This is a genomic window from Archangium sp., assembly GCF_057119385.1.
The window spans coordinates 1-16,411 of record NZ_DBNGVP010000134.1; the positions used below are offsets into that span (position 1 = coordinate 1).

The following is a 16,411-nucleotide window of genomic DNA, read 5'->3' on the forward strand; positions in this document are numbered from 1 at the left end:
CTCGGCCGCCGCGCTGCTTCCAACCACGCCGGCTCCGTCTTCGTCGTCGCTGTGTTCGTCGTCATCGCGCCGCGCACTTTGCGGCCCCTCGCGCACCTCTACTACCTGGGCTGGATCGGAGGCTTACCCCGCGCCGTGTGGTGCTGGGCGTGGATGAAGTAGAGCGCGGGCGAGTGCAGCGCCCGGTGGCTCACGTAGAACCAGACCTCGTTGAAGACGAACAGCACGGTGAACGTCACCAGGGTGTTGCCCAGGCCCGCTTCCCCCATGCGCATGTGCCCCGAGCGCACCTGGAGCGCCATCGTCGCGGCGCTGTAGACGAGGACGAACAGCCCCGCGCGCAGCTCGCTCGAGAGCTGTCCCTGGCCGAAGGGCAGCCGGTACACCCGGCGCCGCTGGGCGAAGCCGGTGCGCAGGAAGAGCCATGCGCCCCCCAGGATGACGAACATCAAGCCCACCTGCGTGAGCAGCAGGCGGGCAACGGACTCCAGCAGGGAGGGCAGGCTCTCCATCGGGCTTCCTCGGGGTGGCGGGTGCTTATTGGCACTGTGACAATAAGAAGGGGCGTGGTTATTGTCAATGTGCCAATAAGTGGAGGCAGGAGTGCCATGGCGAGCAAGCGCAAGAGCGTGCAGGAGCCGGAGCGGGTGAGGAGGCGGCGCAGTCCGGAGGAGGCGCGTGGGGAGATCCTGGCGGCGGCGGAGCGGCTCTTCCTGGAGCGGGGGCCGGACCAGGTGGGCCTGGTGGACGTGGCGCGCGAGGCGGGGGTGAGCCATGCGCTCGTCTCGCACTACTTCAAGACGTACGAGGGGCTGGTGGAGACGGTGGTGTACCAGCACATCGGCAAGCTGGCCGTGGCGATGCTGGAGCGGCTGGGCGCGGCGGAGGCACTGGAGACGCGCGAGCTGCTGCGGGAAGTCTTCGCCCTCCACGATGATCCGCTCTTCGTGCGGGTGGGCCTCTGGGTGCTGCTGCTCACCCGTGCCGAGCGCTGGTCGCTCTCCGGTCCGCCGGATGACGTGGTGATGCGCGCCGGGGAACTGGTGACGCGCCACTTCGTCCGCGTGAACCAGTCGCGGGGACTGCCGCCTCCGTCGCCCGAGCAGGTACAGCACGTGATCTCCCTGGTGGCGGTGACGGCCCACGGGTACGCGCTGAGCAAGCACGCGCTGCGCGCCAGCCAGGGGCAGCTCGCCTCGCCCCAGCAGGACGAGATCTTCATCGAGCAGCTCGCGCGAATGATCGAGGCCTATCTGGCGGACGCCGTGCGCGCGGCGCCGGGTGAGGTGCGCTGAGCCGCTCGATGGCGCGCTGCCGTCCGCGCTACGAAGCGGCCATCAAGGGCGGCGAGGCGGGCAGGGGAGCGTACACCGCGGGTTGCACGCACCGGGCCTGCACCGGGCTGCCCGCCAGGCTCTCCGAGTGGCCCAGGAACAGGTAGCCCTGGGGGGACAGGTGCCCCATCAGCCGCCGCAGCACACCCGCCTTCGACGCCGGGTCGAAGTAGATGAGCACGTTGCGGCAGAAGAGGAGATCGAAGCTGCCCACGCCGGGGTAGTGCTCGGCGTGGAGGTTGAGCCGCTCGAAGCGCACCACCGAGCGCAACAAGGGCCCCACCTGCATCCGGCCCTCCTGCGAGCGCACGCCCTTGAGCATGAAGGCGCGCAGGTGCTCGGGGGGAATCTCCTGGGACTTCTCGATCGGCCACAGCCCCGCGCGGGCCCGCTCCAGTGCGCGCGTGGACAGGTCCGTCGCCAGCACCTCCACGTCCCAGCCCGAGCCCGGGGGGAAGTTCGTCAGCAGCACCATGGCCAGCGAGTAGGGCTCCTCGCCCGTCGAGCACGCCGCGCTCCACACCCGGATGCTCCGCGTGCGCCGGCCTCTCACCGCCTGCTCCTTCCACTCGGGAAATACCCGCCGCGTGAGGAAGTCGAAGTGCGCCGGCTCCCGGAAGAAGTGCGTCTCGTTGGTGCAGATGCAGTCCAACATCCGCACCCGCTCGTCCTCGTGGCCCGGCGTCACCACGTAGTGGAAGTAGGCGGCGAACGACTCGAGCCCCAGCGCCCTCAGCCGCGAGGACAGACGGGCCGCCAGCAGCGCCTTCTTCACCGGTGCCAGGAAGATGCCCGCCTCCCGGTACACCAGCTCCTGGAAGAGGCGGAACTCCGAGTCGCCCACCACCCCGGCACTCATGCCGCCTGCTCCTCCGTGGCCCGGGACACCGCCAGCAGCTCGGACGTGGACAACAGCCGATCCAGGTTCAACAGCAGCACGAAGCCGCCCTCCCGGCGCCCGAGCCCTTCCAGGTAGTCCACCCGCACGCGTGTGCCGAACGCGGGCGGTGGCTCGATGTCCCGGGGCGCCAGGTCCAACACCTGGCTCACCGCGTCCGTCAGGATGCCCACCTCCGTGCGCTGGCCCTCGAGCTCCGACTCGACGATGACGATGCAGCTCCACTTCGTCACCCGCCGGGCCGGCAGCCCGAACTTCATCGCCAGGTCCACCACCGGTACCACCTTGCCGCGCAGGTTGATGACGCCCAGCACCACCGGCGGCAGTCCCGGCACCGGCGTGACGGGGCTGTACGCGATGATCTCCTTCACCCTCAGGATGTGGACCGCGTAGTCCTCGTCCCCCAGCCGGAAGCCCATGTACTGCGAGGTGAATACGTCCTCGGTGCCCGTCGACATGGCGTGCTCCTAGAAGCGGGTGAAGTCGCGCAGGTCCTGCCCGTTGGGCAGGGGCACGGAGGCCGGCGCGGCCTCGGACACCGCCTGGGCCAGCCGCTCCGTGGCGGCCAGCTTGTGGGCTCCCGGCCTCGGCGCGGCCTGCCGCGGCCGCACGGTGCCGTCGTCCAGGCCGTGGATGCGGAAGAAGGCCATCAGCTGCTGCAGCGCCATCGCCTGCGAGCTCAGCTCCTCGGCCGTGCTCGCCAGCTCCTCGGCCGCGGACGCGTTGCGCTGTGTCACCTGATCCACCTGCTCCATGGCCTTGCTCATCTGCGCCACGCCACTGGCCTGCTCCTTGGACGCCGCGCTCACTTCCTGCACCAGGTCCGCCGTCTTGCGGATGGAGGGCACCAGCTCCCCGAGCAGCTGCCCCGAGCGCTCGGAGATCTTCACGCTGTTGGTGGCCAGGCCGCCAATCTCCTTGGCCGCCTTCTGGCTGCGCTCGGCCAGCTTGCGCACCTCGGTGGCCACCACCGCGAAGCCCTTGCCGTGCTCGCCCGCGCGCGCCGCCTCCACCGCCGCGTTCAGCGCCAGCAGGTTCGTCTGGTAGGCGATCTCCTCGACGATGGAGATCTTCTCCGCGATGGCCGCCATGGCGTGCACCGTCTCCGACACCGCCTTGCCGCTCTCCTCCGCGTCGCGCGCGCCCTGCGTGGCCATCTGCTCCGTGAGCCGGCTGTTCTGCGCGTTCTGGGTGATGGTGCTGCTGAGCTGCTCCAGCGTGGCGCTCGTCTCCTCCACCGAGGCCGCCTGGCTGCTGGTGCCCTGCGAGAGCGACTGGGACGTGGCCGACACCTGCGCGGCCGCCCCGGACAGCGCCGCCGCCCCCGCGCGCACCTCGCCGATCATCCCGCTCAGCTTCTGCACCATGCTGCCGAAGGCCCGCCCCAGCGTGTCGTTCTCCGAGCGCACCACCACCTGCACCGTCATGTCACCGGCCGCCAGGGACTCGGCCACCTGCGCCATCTGCCGCAGCGAGCGGATCATCTCCCGCATCCCCGCCAGCATCCGGCCGATCTCGTCCTCGCCGCGCGTCTGCACCTCGGCCGTCAGGTCTCCCTGTGCCAGCCGGTTGATGGTGGACAACGCCTCGTTGATGGGGCGCACGATGCTCCGGCCCAGCAGCACCGCCAGCAGCATCGCCAGCAGCGTGCCCACCCCACCGCCCACCATCAGCGTGCGGTACATGTTCTGCTCCAGCGCCGCGGACGTCTGCGAGCGCTGCTCCAGCAGCCGCAGCTCCTCCTGGGTGAGCTCCGCCACCACCTGGCGCATGCCGTCCATGTACTGCTTGCCGCGGGCCGTGCTCACGAAGCGCATCACGTCTTCCACCGGGGTGGTACCCCCGTTGGCCTTGTGGCGCAGCTCGAGCAGCGGCTCCGCCTCGGCCGTGAACCAGTGCTGGTAGTCCTCGCGCAGCGACTGCAGGCGCTCCTGTTGCCGGGCGTTGTCCGCCGTCAGCTCCCTGGCCCGGGAGTAGTGCTGGGAGAAGCCCGTCTTGCCGGCCTGGGTGGGCTCGAGGAACTTCTCGTCTCCGGTGAGGGCGAAGCCCCGAAGCCCCGTCTCCATGTCGATGAGCGACTTCATGATGCCGTCCACCTCGCGCAGCACCTCGTAGGTGTGCTTGTCCCAGCGGTTGGCTTCCGAGAGCCGCTCGAAGCTCGAGTAGGAGACGCCCACCACCCCCAGGAGGATGGCGATCAGCGTGCCGAAGGCGAGGTACAGCTTCTTTCCGATGGAGAGGTCTTGCAGCATGGCGATTCCTTTGGAAGAGAGATGAGGGACACCCGGCCACTGCCGAGGATGGTGGAGCCGGAGACGCCGGGCAGTCCCTGGAAGAGGGGGCCCAGGGGCGTCCACCACGAGGCCCGCGCGGCGGCCGGACTGCTCGAGGGTATGTCGAGATTGAACTCCATGGCCGGCTCCTAGAGGTGCTTCACCCAGGCGGCGCCGTCCTGGTTGTGGAAGAGCAGCTTGCGGCCGCGGTGGCCGCCCACGTCCCGGGCCAGGATGGGGATGCCCGCGGCGGACAACCACTCGAGCGCGAGGGCCACGTTGCCGCCGCCGAGATCCTGGTGGAGCGCCATGGGCCGGCTCGACGTCATGCCGCCGAAGACCTTGGCCCGAAGGTGCTCGCGGTGGGCGCCGTGGCCGAGCACCTCGCGCAGCAGGCGCGCCAGGGCCACGTTCCCGTAACGCGGGCCCGTGAGCTCCGTCCCGTAGGGCAGCAGGTAGTGGTTGAGGCCGCCCACTCCCGCGTGGGGATCGAACAGGCACACCGAGACGCAGGTGCCCAGGATGGTGGTGTAGTAGCGGGGCTCCGCGCTGGCGGCCAGCTGCCCGGGGTACACGAAGAAGGCGCGGGGCTCCGCGGGTGCCTCGCGCTCCATGCCGCCGGCCGGTTTCATGACAGGGCCGCCGGGTGACGGAGCAGCTCGGCGCGTTGCAGCGCGGGGCCGGCCTGATCGGCGAGCAGGGCGAGCAGCTCGCGATCCACGTCCTCCAGCTCCTGCTTCTGCGGCAGCAGTCCGAAGATGGCGAGGGCGCCGTAGACGCGCTCCTCCAGCCTCAAGGGGACGCAGGCGGACACCGCGTCACCGGCCTCCTCACCGGCGCGCAGGGGCGTGGGCGCGATGAACGTCTCGCCCGACTGGACCGCGCGTCCGATGGGCCCCTGTCCCAGCGGCACCGTGCGCAGGCGCTCCGGCTCCACCCCCAGCGACGACACCAGCGACAGCGCCCGGCCGCTCTCGTCCATCCGGAAGATGGCCAGCTCCTCCGAGCCGATGAGGTTACCGACGATCTCCTGGATGGCCTCCATCACCTGGGAGGTCTCCCTGGCTCCGTGCAGGTGGAGCGAGGCCACGTACAGGCGCGTCAGGCGCGTGGCCTGGTGCTCGGCCATGGCGACGTGGGCCAGTGTGGCCCGGTTCAGCGCCTCCTGCTCGGCCAGCCGCCGCTCCAGCTCCCGCTGCCGGTCGCGCAACATCACCAGCTCGGCGCGCAGTGTCTCCAGGACGCTCCCGTCTTCGTGTGACATGGAGGCTCCTCAGGCGCCCAGGTAGTGCCGCACCTTCGCGAGCAGCTCGGCGCTGTCGAAGGGCTTGGTGATGTATTCGGTGCAGCCGGCCTGGTAGCCGGCCTCGACGTTGTGGGGCTCGCCGCGCGTGGTGACGAGCAGGATGGGCGTGCCCGCCGTCTCCTGGTGCGTGCGCAGCTCGCGGCACGCGTCCATGCCGCTCAGCTTCGGCATCATCACGTCCATGAAGATGAGGTCCGGCTTGTTCGCCACCGCCTTCTCCACGGCCTCGCGCCCGTCGCGGGCGAAGAGCAGCTCGTAGGGCTGCCCGTGCAGCAGCATGCGGTGCATCATCAGGACGGTGTTGGAGTCGTCCACGAGGAGGATCTTCTTCGGCGTCGGGTTCATGGTGGGGCTTCCTGTCGGCTCAGAAGAGGGAAGCGGCGCAGAGCTCCTGGAGCCGGCCCTGGCGGTTGGCCCAGGTGACGACGCCCGAGCCCTCCAGCACCTCGCCGGTGGTGGTGAGGACGGTCGCCGGAGATCAACAGCACGCGCTCCATCTGAGCACGGAACCCCAGCTCCTCGTCCACCCGCAGCACGACGCGTGCGGCGCGCCGTTCGAGGGGCAGGGGAGCGCCGGCTTCTCCGGGTGGGACGAGGCGAAGCGCGGCGGCTCCTGCACGTCCAGGGTTTGTCTCATGGCGCAATCTCTTTCACGGAGAACGGGGGACGTTCTCCTGCCGGCCCGGCCGGCGCGTCATGCCCGGATGTCGAGCAATCTTCGCGCCAGGAGTGTTCCAGGACAGGAAAGGCCTGTACTTGTTGAAATCCAGCTCTCGCGCCTCGTGAGGATTTGCGCGAGCACGTGCAAACTTTGCACGTCCTTGCCACAATGGATGTTATTGATACAAAGGATGACACGGCCCGTGCTACGCGAGAGGGAGCTCCAGCGTGGCCGTGGCGCCCTTGCCGGGCCCCTCGCTGTCCAGGGAGAGCCGGCCGCCCAGCGCATCGGCCAGGCCGGAGAGCGGAGTGGGGCGCGTGGAGGGCGGTGAGGGGAACCAGCTGGGGCCACAGCGCCTCCAGGTGCCGGACCTTCCCCAGGGCACCCCACTTCAGGTAGGCCTCGCGCGCGTGGCGGACATAGGTGTCGGCGAGGGTGGGGACGCGGCGCTCGCGCCAGAACCTCGCCGCCAGCTCGTTGGCGAGGCCGACGTTCTGGATGAAGCCGTACGCGCGCGCGGGCAGACGCTCGACCGTCTGGACGGCATCATCGCATACTCCAACGGAAGTGACATGGGAAGCGGCAACAACTGTGCGGGCGTCGGGGGGTTCGGGCACCAATACCAGTGCGTGGAGTTCGCTCGGCGGTACTGGGCCTACGTGCACCAGAGAGCGCTGCCTCCCGTCGCGAACGCCAACGATCTGTGCACCGTTCCGGAGAGCGGCTGAATCACCTACCCGCAGGCACCCACAAGCCCGAGCACGGGGACCTCATCGTCTTCGGAATCGGAGCTCAACTGCCCTTTGGCCACGTCGCGGTCGTCGACTGGATGTATGCCACCCCGAACGGATGGGTCGTCAATGCAGTGGAGCAGGCTCGAGCGAGAGCAGGTCGGTAAACGCGACGTCGCCGGTGAGTGGGTCGGTGACCTCGCTATACACCAGAACGTCCTTCGTCATCGTCAGCGGCGTAGTCGCCGTCTCCAGCTCGAGCTCTCCCTTGGAATTGGCATCGCCGACGCAGGCACAGAGCAGCACCGCCAGTAGCAATGCAAGAGTCTTCGTCCTCATCACAGCCTCCACAGGTGTGAACGCACCGAAGCTTGTGTTCCAGCGTCGGTGTACCAGAGCAGAGTGCTGTTCCATACCGCCTTCTCACCGCCGCGGGCGGCTGCGTTCCAGGCGCAAGATGGCCACCTCTCCATCGAACGCTCCTTCTCCCAGGCGCGAGAGATGGAGCGCCTCGGGGCCTGCATGCAGGGCGAGATCGTCCGCGTCCAGGAGCCCGTTCGCGTTCCCGTCCGAGTAGAAGGCCCCCACGTGCTGGAACTGTCTCGCTCCGGGGTACCGCACGGCGAGTCCTGGCGTCCTCCCGTACGGGTTCAGGCCTTCACAGCGGCTGGGTCAGCGGTGCCGGTCTCAAGGGGTAGCGCGCCCGCCAATCTCAGGGAAGCGCTCGTAGGCCTGCTTGAGCGCGTCGAGGTGGGCGGGGTTGTCTAGCTCGAGCGGTGCGTCCGTGAGCCGGACAACCCACCCGCCCGTCGAGGTACGCCGTGCGCGCGAGAGCAGCTCCGCGTCGCGGGCTGTGTCCGGAAATCCGATGGATCGTGCGGCAGCATCCGACCAGTAATTCAGCCACCCCAGGCGATGCGGAATCTCAGGCGAGCGGATGTTCCATGGGGGCTTCAGCGCTGGCAGCCCTCGGGGTGGAGGCTGCGGATTCGCCGCCCGGTTTTTCGTCTGGCGCGCAATATCCACTCCCGCATTGAACGGCGTTGCGTGCCCCCAGAACGCGCGAGCGCCTTCCGCTACAGCTTCCAGCACCTCCGCTGCTGCTGCGATGCCGTCTCCGGTCAGAGGCAACACCGCATGAATCTCAAGTTGGGCCTGGCCACCTGGCGAGCTGCCAGCCGGTAGTTCCAGTCCAGTCACTGTCACCCGGAAGTCATCATCCCCGTTTCGGAGGAGCGGAAATCCACGCCCGTTTGGCCTCCCTCGGGCGAGAAATGCCTCGCGCTGCGGCACTGGGATGCGTTTTCCCTCGCTAGAAATCGTCCACTCCAGGCGCAAGCCAGGGAGCACGCGCTCCATTCCATGAACAATGGCCAAAGGGCGACCCTCATTGCCCACGAGTGCAGGTGCATAAACGGTCATGGCAATTTCATTTTCTTGTGTGGCTGGCATCTCAGCACCACTCCATGATTACGATGACTTCATCGAGATCCGGGGCCGTGCGTTCAAGTGCTGCTTTGTGCGCGGGGCTCAGCACGCCGACCCGGAAGTCAAATCCACAAGCCAGAGCGAGGGCGCGCTCGTACCGCAACTCTTCCACCTGGCTCTCGACCACGATTTCTCGAAGGTCGGGCGGGAACGTGTCGAAGTTGTCGGTCTTGACCTCCCACAGCGTACGCGTGGCCAGTTGCAGCGCGTCGAAGTTCTTCCCATTCACGAACACATCCCCGCCGGGGAAACTGTTGTTCGGAATTCTGTCGGCGCACTGATCGTGCAGTTTGTTACCGCCCAGGTGGTACTTCGCCGGGACGGGCTCGCACCTGGGGCGATCTTGCTCCGAGGTCTCGGGTGGCGGCGGAGGAGGATGATCCGGTCCTTTGGGCTTCGGCTTGGGCCTTTTTTTCGGCGAGGGTTTCTGCGGGACGGGCGCTGTTTCAGGCACGGGCCGCGTTTCAGGTGCGGGCCTTGCCTCGGGGCGGCCCATATCCAGAGCATACGCATCCAGCGCTTCTTTGATGGCGAGTCCCACCACCACCACGCCCGCGACGATTACCGCTCCCACGACGAACTCCGGCGCCGCGAGGACACAGACTCCAATTCCCATGGCAGCAGTTCCTGCGGAGGCGACAGCGCATCTTCCTGTGGAGTCGTGAAACTCGATCCGGTCATGGTCGAGAGCATGAAAGCACCGCTCCACCAGCACGGGCCAGGGCTCGGAAGCTTCGCGGACGGCGCACCGCCCCTCGTCCGCCCAGGGCAGCTTCGCCGCTCGCTGAAGGTTGGCGAGCTTCGGGTTCCAGGACGCTGTCTCTCCTGGGCTCAGCGCTGACGTAGCGCAGGCCGAGATAAAGAGCAGAAGTGCGATGCACGCTCGGAAACGCATGGCTACATTCTCCAACCCATTCAGAACCTGGAGAGTCCTGGCGGGTGCGTTCGACTACCTCCAGCTCACTCAGACCAACGTTCCGTAGTGAGGTGTACCGGCGCCGCGTGGGTACTGAAGCGGCGCCATTCCCGGCATCCTGGCGGAGTACACTCGCACCTTGCAGGTGCCACACACGCCTCGCTCGCACAAGTACGGGAGCGACACCTTCGTCTCGCGGGCCTCCTGCAGCAGGGTCTCTTTGCACGTGGCTTGCCACGTTGATTGCGCGCCCCGCTACGCGAGGGGGAGCTCCAGCGTGGCCGTGGCGCCCTTGCCAGGCCCCTCGCTCTCCAGGGAGAGCCGGCCGCCCAGGGACTTCGCCGCCAGGCTGCTCGAGTAGAGCCCCAGGCCCTGTCCATCCGCTCGGGTGGTGAAGCCTTGCGAGAACAGCCGCTCGCGGTGCTCCGGGGCGATCCCCTTGCCGCTGTCCACCACCTGGATGCGCGCCGTTCCCCCCTCCGCGTCGAGCCGCACCCGCAGGAGCCTCGACGCCTCGGGCATCCCGCTCATGGCGTTGCGCGCGTTGGTGAGGAGGTTGATGAGGATCTGCAACACCCGGTGCTTGTCCAGCCGCGCCCTCGGGTGTGCGCGAAGCTCCCGGGTGACGGTGATGCCGTGGCGCTGGAGCGCGGGCAGCTGGATGCTCAGCGCGTCCTCGACCAGCTGCGCGACATCGCACTCCTCGGGCAGGAGCGAGTTCCGGGCGTAGGCCTGCTGCACCTGGATGATGGCGCGCATGTGCTCGAGGTGCTCCCTCAGCTTCCCCGCGCTCTCCTTCAGGGACGTGTGCTCGCGCAACAGCTCATCGGCCAGGCCGGAGAGGTAGCTCATCCACTGGGGGCCTCGGGGATCCTTCGTCAGGAAGCCCGCGAGGTCTCCCTGATGTTGCTCGAGCATGCCCGTGAGCTGCTTGAGCCGGACCATGCGGGAGCCGTCCACCTTGTCGCGCAGGAGTTGAGCGTTGAGGACGGCGCTGGTGAGTACGTTGCCCATGTTGTGGAGCACGTTGGCGGCCACCTCGGCCGTGCCCGTCTCGCGCACCGCGTCTCCCAGCCGGGCCTGGGCCTGCTTGAGCTCCCACGCCTGCTCCTCCAGGCGCTGCGCGAGCGTGTCGTGGGCTTTGCGCAGGGAGGCCTCGGCGCGCTGGACACTGGCATGCCGCCGCGCGTTCTCGAGCGACGTCGCGGCCTGGGCGGCCAGCTGTCCGAGCAGCGACAGGCGCGCCGGGGTGAAGGTGTGGGCGGAGAGGGTGTTGCCCAGGTACAGCACGCCCTGGAGCTCCTCCTGGCGCACCAGGGGCAGGCAGAGCACCGAGCGGAGCTGGCCGCGCTCGAAGGCGGCCTCCGACGAGAAGGGGTGGGGCAGTGCGGTGTCCGCGATGAGCACGTGCTCCCGGGTGCGCTCGACGTAGGAGATGAGGCTCCCGGGCAGCTCCTCCTCCCGGACCTCCAGGAGCGCCGCGACGGAGAGCCCTCCGTCCTCGACGAGGAGCAGGGCGCCCTGGGAGGCCCCGGCGTGTTCGGTGGCCACGCGCACCAGCGTCGCCGCCAGCCGCTCGAGGTCCAGCTCTCCGGAGATGGCCCGCTGGGCCCTCACCACGGCGAGCGCGTCGAGCTGCTGGACCGCCTCCGTCTCGGAGTGGGGCGCGTGGAGGGCGGTGAGGGGAACCAGCTGGGGCCACAGCGCCTCCAGGTGCCGGACCTTCCCCAGGGCGCCCCACTTCAGGTAGGCCTCGCGCGCGTGGCGGGCATAGGTGTCGGCGAGGGTGGGGACGCGGCGCTCGCGCCAGAACCTCGCCGCCAGCTCGTTGGCGAGGCCGACGTTCTGGATGAAGCCGTGCGCGCGCGCGGAGTGGATGGCCTCCTCGTAGGCCCGCAGTGCCTCCTCCATGCCGCCGGTGAGGCGGGAGAGCTCCGCGGACACCATCCGCTCGGCGGCGCGGAAGGTGTCGGGACATTGGCCCGCCCACTCCGCCAGCTGCTGCTGGTGCTGCCACATGGTGTCCAGGTACTGCCGTTGCTCCTGGGGCGCCGCCGCCGGGTAGCAGGCCGCCAGTGCCAGTGCCCGGTAGAGGTGGAAGTTCAAGAGCTGGATGTGGCCGAGCGAGGCCCAGGTGAGCTCCGCGGCCTGGTCCCCCGCCTCCAGCGCCTGCGCGTACGCGCCGCACATGAAGCGCGACTGCATCTTGAGGATCCAATACCAGCACCGCATCGTGCTCATGTGGTGCACGGTGAGGCCGGCCTCGAAGGCGTCCTCGTCGAAGCCCTCGCCGCTCATCGTGTCGAACGAGCGGGACAGCCCCCGCAGCTGCTGCACGTAGCGCTGGGAATGGATGATGACGTCCTGCGCGGCCTGGAAGCCGGACTGGCGCGCGAAGTCCAGCCGCGTGAGGGTCTCCTGGTACACGTCCTCCAGCGGGTGTCCCAGGACGAGGCGGTCCGTGACGATGTGGTTGCTGCAGTAGCAGGCGACCTGGAAGTCCCCGCCCCGCAGCGCCTGGTGGAAGGCGTCGCGGACGATCTCCAGCGCCTCGGACAGGGGGCGCACCCAATAGCTGTTCAGCTCCAGGGCGTACAGCGCCCGTCCCCGCGCGGCGGAGAAGCCGTGGCGCTCCACCAGCGCGTTCGCGAGCACGCCGAAGGCATGGCCTTCCCCGTACCGCTTGAAGACGGCTCCCTGCATCAGCCCGTACCAGGCATACCCGTGCACGGAGGCCTCGGTATTGCCGTAGCGCAGGCTCAGGGAGACCATCCGGCACAGGTGGAGGATGAGCAGGTTCTCGTCCGTGAAGATGGCCGGGGTGAACAGCGCGCCGAGCACGTCCATCACCGCCTTCATGTCCGGATCCGTCATGAGCGGCAGGCCGATGAGCTGCTCGATGGAGCGCTCGCCCAATAACTCCCAGACCTCGTCGTTGGCGGTCACCACCTCCCTCCGGGAGGGGTGGGGAGGCAGGGGCATGCCGAGCCGGTTCAGCGCCTCCATCAGACAGCTCCTGGCGCCCTGGAACTCATTGGCGGCGAGGAGCAGCTCGCTCTCCAGACGGTAGAGGGCCGCCAGGTCCACGCGGGTCCGGGCCCGTGGCCGGAGCCACTCCACCAGCCGGCGCGCCCCGGCGGCATTGCCGCTCATGAACTCGCCGTGGGCCTGGTCCAGCTGGAGCTTGAAGGCCAGCTCCGGGTCCGTCTCCCAGGGGTCCCCCGGAATGAGCGTGAAGGCCAGCGCGAAGAAGTCCGCGGCCGAGCGGAACGCGGTCGAGGCCCGGGCCTTCCCGCCCGCATGGGCGATCAGCCGGGCGACCCGGTGGCGCTCGCCCGCGTCGTGGATCAGGTCCACTCCCGCGTTGAGCTGCCCCACCACATCGAAGAGCTGCTCGCGGAGCTCCTCCGGGGACAGGCTCGCCAGCATCAGGCGGCCGATGCGCAGGTGGACGGCCTTGCGCTCCGGCGCGGGGACGAGGTCATAGGCCGCCTGCTGGATGCGATCGTGGAGGAAGCGGCACTGCTCCGGGCCGACGCGCACCAGCATGCCCTCGCGGATCGCCTCCTCGAGGCCGGACTCCACCTCGCCCGGCTCCGCGCCGGAGAGGATGAGCAGCAGCTGGCACGGGAAGACGTTGCCCACGCACGCGGCCAGTTGCAGCAGGTGCTGGGTCCGCACGGGCAGCTGGCGCAGCCGGCTCACCATGAAGTCGGCGACGTTGTCGGAGTAGTCCTGTGCCCGGACGCCCGCGGCATCCCACCGCCACCCGCCCTCGGCGGCCCGGGTCAACAGGCCGTCCCGGTGCAACGTCAACATGATCTGGAACAGCCGGTGGAAGCGGTACTGCGCGTCTCCGGGGGGCAGCTCCGGGACCGCCGGCTGCCGGCCCACCACGTGCTCCAGGGGGGGCACCACGTCCACGAGCACCTGGCCCTGCTCGCCCCAGGCCTCGCGCAGCCGCTCCCGCCACCGGGCGCGCTGCTCGTCCGGCTCCGCCAGCAACTGTTGCGTCAGACCGGCCAGGGCCTGCGACAGGGTGGCGTAGGGGACGTCCCCCTGGAACGGTTCCGACTTCCCGCTCAGGAAGAATCCCCGCCGCCGCACCACGGGCTCCCGCAGTGCGTGCACCACCGACGACTTGCCGATGCCGCAGTAGCCGCGCACCAGGATGAGCTCCGACTGGCCCTCCTGGATGACCCGCTCGAGGCCTCGCAGCAACGTGGCGACGTGCGTGTCGCGTCCGTAGAGGCGCTGGGGCAGTTGGAAGGAATCGAGCGTGTCCATGGGTGACGGGCTGGTAAAACGTGGGAAGGAGCATGCCACTTCCCACGCCCGAGCACCCGGCGGGCCACCCCGTCGCCCGAACCGGACCGGGGACGTGGATTTCCTTGAAGTGAAAGATAGTGGGCAATCCCCGTTGTGATGCGGTTGCGGGTTGTTCAGATCCGCTGCGCGCTTCGGGGGCTGAGACCTACATGGGGTGTGCCCGCGTCCTTGAAATGTGGCGGACTGTTGAAGCCCAGGACCAGTCCTGCGTCGAGAGGGTTCGAGCCACGTCCATGAACACCCCCGCTTCTGCCTTGAAGAGAGACGAAGTGCGGCGCCTGCAGGCGCTCGACCCCTCCAGTCCGATGGATACGCCGTCCGAACCCGATTACGACGACCTGGTGCGGCTCGCCGCGGCCTCGTGCGGCGCGCCCATCGCGCTGCTCAACCTGGTGGACCGGGACCGGCAGCGGTTCAGGGCCAGCGTGGGGCTGCATGGGCCGAGCGAGACGGAGCGGGTCACCGCCTTCTGCACCCAGGCCCTCCAGCGCGAGGGCGCCTTCGTCGTCGAGGACGTCATCGCCGACGAGCGCTTCTCCACCCATCCGCTCGTCCAGGGCGAGCCGTTCCTCCGCTTCTTCGCGGGGGTTCCCCTGCAGACGGAGGACGGTGCTTCCATCGGGATGCTCTGCGTCCTGGACCGGCGTCCCCGCGCGTGGAGCGAGGCCCAGCGCCGCTGCCTGAACGGGCTCAAGCGCCAGCTCGAGCTGCTGCTGCGCGCGCGCACCCAGGTGCGCCAGCTCCAGGAGCGCAACACCGAGCTGGAGCAGGCCCAGGAGCGCATGCGCTCCCTCAACGCGTTCCTCCAGGCGGAGATGCGCGAGCGCCAGCGCATCGAGCGCCAGCTGATGGATCAACAGGAGCTGCTCAGCAGCATCCTCGCGCACATTCCGCACTCGGTGTTCTGGAAGGATCGCCACAGCGTCTTCCTGGGCTGCAACCAGCAGTTCGCCCGCGACGTGGGGGTGTCCTCTCCGCTGGAGGTGATCGGAAGGACGGACCTCGAGCTGCCCGCGTCGAGTCTGCATGCCGGCGCCTACCGCCGGGATGATCGCGAGGTGATGGAGTCCGGTGTCGCCCGGATCGCCTTCGAGGAGGCCCTCCAGCATCCCGGGGGAGAGGCGTCCTGGGTCCTGACGAGCAAGGTGCCGCTGAAGGACTCGGAGGGGACGGTGAAGGGGCTGGTCGGCATCTACGTGGACATCAGCGAGCGCCGGCGCCAGGAGGCCACGCTGCAGGAGACGAAGGAGATCATCGAGCGGCACGCCGCCCACCTGGAGGAGCAGGTCCGCGAGGCCCACGAGCGCACCCTGCATCTGATGGAGCACTCCCGCGAGGTGGTCTTCGTGCTCGACGCGGCCGGGAGTGTGCTGGAGGTCAACCCGGTGGCGGAGCGGCTGCTGGGCATCTCCCGCGAGCAGTTGCTCGGCACCTCGTTCGAGACGCTCGCGCCCGAGGACGAGCGCGAGCCCCTGCGGCGCATGCTGAAGGACCTGCGTGTGCGCGGCACGGTGCGGCTGGAGGAGCAGGGGCTGCGCGCGGCGAACGGGGGGCGCATGGCGCTGGGGATCGCCGCGTCGCTCCAGGTGTCGGGCACGGCGCGGCGCCTGCTCATCGTCGGGGATGATCTCACCGAGAAGCGGCGGCTGGAGCAGCAGAACATCCAGAACGACCGGCTCGCCTCCATGGGGGCCCTGGCGGCGGGCATCGCGCATGAGATCAACAACCCCACGTCCTATGTGCTCTCCAACCTCAGCTATCTCCAGGAGTGGCGGGACGAGCTGGAGCGGGAGCTGGCGGCGCTCCCGGAGCTGCCGTCACGCCTGGCGGAGACGCTCGCCGAGGTGAAGGAGGTGCTGGCCGAGTGCCTGGTCGGGGGTCAGCGCATCCGGGACATCGTGCGCGACATGCGGTTCTTCTCGCATACGGCGGGCGAGGAGCTGGCGCCGGTGGACATCCACTCGTGCCTGGATGTGGTGCTGCGCATGGCCAACAACGAGCTGAAGCACACGGCCCGGTTGGAGCGGGACTACGCGGAGCGGTTGCCTCCCGTGTCCGCCAGCGAGGGACGGCTCAGCCAGGTGTTCCTCAACCTGATCGTCAACGCGGCCCACGCCATGCGGTCCGGAGGCACGGAGCGCAACGTGCTCCGGGTGCGCACCGCGTTGGAAGGGGAGTGGGTGCGCATCGACATCTCGGACACGGGCCACGGGATTCCTCCCGAGATACTGTCCCGTATCTTCGAGCCGTTCTTCACCACCAAGCCCGCCGGCTCCGGCACGGGGCTCGGCCTGTCCATCAGCCAGTCCATCATCCAGAAGATGGGCGGGGAGATGCGGGTGAAGAGCGAGCTCGGCCGTGGCACCACCTTCACCCTGCTGCTGCCCGTGCTCGTCTGATTGTCCCCGGGCCTCGCCGGGGTGGCGCTGCCGCGCGCCTGAGTGTCGAGCGGGGTACCCCTCCCGCGCACCAAGG

Annotated in this window: 15 protein-coding genes and 1 pseudogene; 3 read left to right on the forward strand and 13 right to left on the reverse strand. The window is 69.0% G+C overall.

From position 1 onward, the window contains the following. Positions 1-101: 101 nt before the first annotated feature. Positions 102-512 (reverse strand): sterol desaturase family protein, encoded by a 411-nt coding sequence (locus AC16DP_RS32570; protein ID WP_329731923.1) that lies wholly within the window; start codon positions 510-512, stop codon positions 102-104. Positions 513-608: 96 nt separating this feature from the next. Here AC16DP_RS32570 and AC16DP_RS32575 point away from each other — a divergent pair, with 96 nt between their 5' ends. Continuing rightward, positions 609-1,295, forward strand: coding sequence for a TetR/AcrR family transcriptional regulator (locus AC16DP_RS32575; RefSeq protein ID WP_329731924.1), 687 nt, complete (start codon positions 609-611; stop codon positions 1,293-1,295). Between the two features lie 28 nt (positions 1,296-1,323). Here the strand turns inward: AC16DP_RS32575 and AC16DP_RS32580 are convergent, their stop codons facing one another. The 6 genes from AC16DP_RS32580 to AC16DP_RS32605 form a co-directional block, all read right to left on the reverse strand. After that, positions 1,324-2,193, reverse strand: a complete 870-nt coding sequence (locus tag AC16DP_RS32580; protein WP_329731925.1) for a CheR family methyltransferase — start codon at positions 2,191-2,193, stop codon at positions 1,324-1,326. Next, positions 2,190-2,690 (reverse strand): chemotaxis protein CheW, encoded by a 501-nt coding sequence (locus tag AC16DP_RS32585; RefSeq protein WP_329731926.1) that lies wholly within the window; start codon positions 2,688-2,690, stop codon positions 2,190-2,192. Before AC16DP_RS32585 ends, AC16DP_RS32580 begins: the two co-directional genes overlap by 4 nt. A 9-nt stretch (positions 2,691-2,699) precedes the next feature. After that, complete coding sequence (locus AC16DP_RS32590; RefSeq protein ID WP_329731927.1) at positions 2,700-4,484, reverse strand: methyl-accepting chemotaxis protein; 1,785 nt, start codon at positions 4,482-4,484, stop codon at positions 2,700-2,702. Between the two features lie 170 nt (positions 4,485-4,654). Continuing rightward, positions 4,655-5,137: a chemotaxis protein CheD gene (locus AC16DP_RS32595; protein WP_329731928.1), complete on the reverse strand. Its 483-nt coding sequence runs from the start codon at positions 5,135-5,137 to the stop codon at positions 4,655-4,657. Continuing rightward, positions 5,134-5,769, reverse strand: a complete 636-nt coding sequence (locus AC16DP_RS32600; RefSeq protein WP_329731929.1) for a GAF domain-containing protein — start codon at positions 5,767-5,769, stop codon at positions 5,134-5,136. The genes AC16DP_RS32595 and AC16DP_RS32600 overlap by 4 nt, the downstream gene beginning before the upstream one ends. Before the next feature lie 9 nt (positions 5,770-5,778). Continuing rightward, a complete protein-coding gene (locus tag AC16DP_RS32605; RefSeq protein WP_329731930.1) occupies positions 5,779-6,156 on the reverse strand; it encodes a response regulator in 378 nt (125 codons plus the stop codon). A 543-nt stretch (positions 6,157-6,699) separates the two neighbouring features. Here AC16DP_RS32605 and AC16DP_RS32610 point away from each other — a divergent pair. Continuing rightward, complete coding sequence (locus AC16DP_RS32610; protein ID WP_329731931.1) at positions 6,700-7,200, forward strand: hypothetical protein; 501 nt, start codon at positions 6,700-6,702, stop codon at positions 7,198-7,200. A 129-nt stretch (positions 7,201-7,329) separates the two neighbouring features. On the opposite strand, the gene AC16DP_RS32615 is transcribed toward AC16DP_RS32610, so the two are convergent. The 6 genes and pseudogenes from AC16DP_RS32615 to AC16DP_RS32640 all read right to left on the reverse strand — a co-directional run bounded on the left by AC16DP_RS32615 (position 7,330) and on the right by AC16DP_RS32640 (position 13,894). Then, positions 7,330-7,542, reverse strand: a complete 213-nt coding sequence (locus AC16DP_RS32615) for a hypothetical protein (RefSeq protein WP_329731932.1) — start codon at positions 7,540-7,542, stop codon at positions 7,330-7,332. Positions 7,543-7,626: 84 nt separating this feature from the next. Continuing rightward, positions 7,627-7,824 carry a hypothetical protein gene (locus AC16DP_RS32620; RefSeq protein ID WP_329731933.1) on the reverse strand — a complete coding sequence of 66 codons (198 nt, stop codon included), beginning with the start codon at positions 7,822-7,824 and terminating at the stop codon, positions 7,627-7,629. Between the two features lie 66 nt (positions 7,825-7,890). After that, on the reverse strand, positions 7,891-8,655 hold the full coding sequence (locus AC16DP_RS32625; protein ID WP_329731934.1) for a DUF5953 family protein: 765 nt from the start codon (positions 8,653-8,655) through the stop codon (positions 7,891-7,893). A 1-nt stretch (position 8,656) separates the two neighbouring features. Then, positions 8,657-9,586: a DUF6310 domain-containing protein gene (locus tag AC16DP_RS32630; RefSeq protein WP_329731935.1), complete on the reverse strand. Its 930-nt coding sequence runs from the start codon at positions 9,584-9,586 to the stop codon at positions 8,657-8,659. A gap of 69 nt (positions 9,587-9,655) precedes the next feature. Continuing rightward, positions 9,656-9,823: pseudogene (locus tag AC16DP_RS32635) on the reverse strand (2Fe-2S iron-sulfur cluster-binding protein); the annotation flags it as partial. Between the two features lie 39 nt (positions 9,824-9,862). Further along, complete coding sequence (locus AC16DP_RS32640) at positions 9,863-13,894, reverse strand: trifunctional serine/threonine-protein kinase/ATP-binding protein/sensor histidine kinase (RefSeq protein ID WP_329731936.1); 4,032 nt, start codon at positions 13,892-13,894, stop codon at positions 9,863-9,865. Between the two features lie 311 nt (positions 13,895-14,205). Between AC16DP_RS32640 and AC16DP_RS32645 the strand changes: the two genes are divergently transcribed. Next, the gene (locus AC16DP_RS32645; RefSeq protein ID WP_329731937.1) at positions 14,206-16,335 is read left to right on the forward strand and encodes an ATP-binding protein; all 2,130 of its coding nucleotides are present in this window, start codon (positions 14,206-14,208) and stop codon (positions 16,333-16,335) included. Positions 16,336-16,411 lie beyond the last annotated feature (76 nt).